Genomic DNA, 1,162 nt, shown 5'->3' with positions numbered 1-1,162 from the left:
AAACTAGCTTAAAGCCGTTTTGAAAAACAAAAATAGAAAAAAATATAGGATTTTTGTTGTTTGCTAACACAGAATCTAACCATACACCAAACGTTAGCCATAATTTGACCAAACATTGAAAACAGAGGATTTAACATACATAGATTGGAATTTATTTTCAATACTTAAAGAGCCGAAATTAAATCCTCATATTATTCTGGACGATTTCTTAAAAAGAGAATCTGATAAAATTACATTAGTCTATTCAGATGCACATCTTGGAGATTTAGCAAAAACATCTGACGAATTTAAAGATATACGGAAAAATGACCTGAATTATCTTTCTGCAAAAACAAAGGATTTAGTAATGGTCAAATATTTTGGACGCGACTATGTCGATGTTGAGAAAAGAAATGCGCTTGAATTTTATGAAACAAACGTATATGATAACTCAACCGAACCATTAGCACAATGGCAAACTGTTGTAAAACAAATGACTGACAGTTTTGGTCCAATAAGAGATAATGTAATCAAAACCCATTTTAAATTAGACCCAAAGAGTATTTGTAATTTTTCAGTATCTCAATTGGATGAGCTAATTAAAATGATAGGCATAGGAAATTCAATAAAGGAATTTGTTGAATTCGGATTATCATTGCGTGGAGACACTTCGAAAAACCCATTAACATATATAGACTATTATACAACTGCATATATGAATTTAGACTTGATTGGATTTTATCCAGATTCATTGAATGAAAATGGTGGTTTTAGTAACTTGTTAAATGATTCTAAACATTCGGCTTATGGTTCAATCTGTAAAGCTTTTATAACAAACGACAACAAATGTTACCATAAATCCAAATTTCTATTTGAATATTTTAAAAGCAATTCAAAACTGATTAAAACCTGTAAAATTAAAAATAGAACAGCGGAATTTGAGAAAGAATTAAACAGTTTAACGGAATAAAAACTATGGCTAACAACGTGTATAACCCATTGTTTACTTTGTGTGTACTCGGAAAATCCTACGGATTTTCCTCTGGTTCGTTTTCTTTTGCTAATTTAGTCCTAAACCAAAACAACGTGCCATACACGTATTCCAAGATCAAATCCTAATAAATAATCCAGTTTATTTTTTATGCTGCATGTTGTTGAAGAACCACATAAGGTGTTCCTCTTT

1 protein-coding gene is annotated in these 1,162 nt (G+C 30.3%); it reads left to right on the top strand.

The annotated features are described in order from the left end of the window. Positions 1–115 precede the first annotated feature (115 nt). Positions 116–949, top strand: a complete 834-nt coding sequence (locus H593_RS0115440; RefSeq protein ID WP_028873250.1) for a hypothetical protein — start codon at positions 116–118, stop codon at positions 947–949. Positions 950–1,162: the final 213 nt, after the last annotated feature.

The organism is Psychroserpens burtonensis DSM 12212, assembly GCF_000425305.1.
GTDB classification, from domain to species: domain Bacteria; phylum Bacteroidota; class Bacteroidia; order Flavobacteriales; family Flavobacteriaceae; genus Psychroserpens; species Psychroserpens burtonensis.
This window is presented reverse-complemented; position numbering and strand designations above follow the sequence as displayed.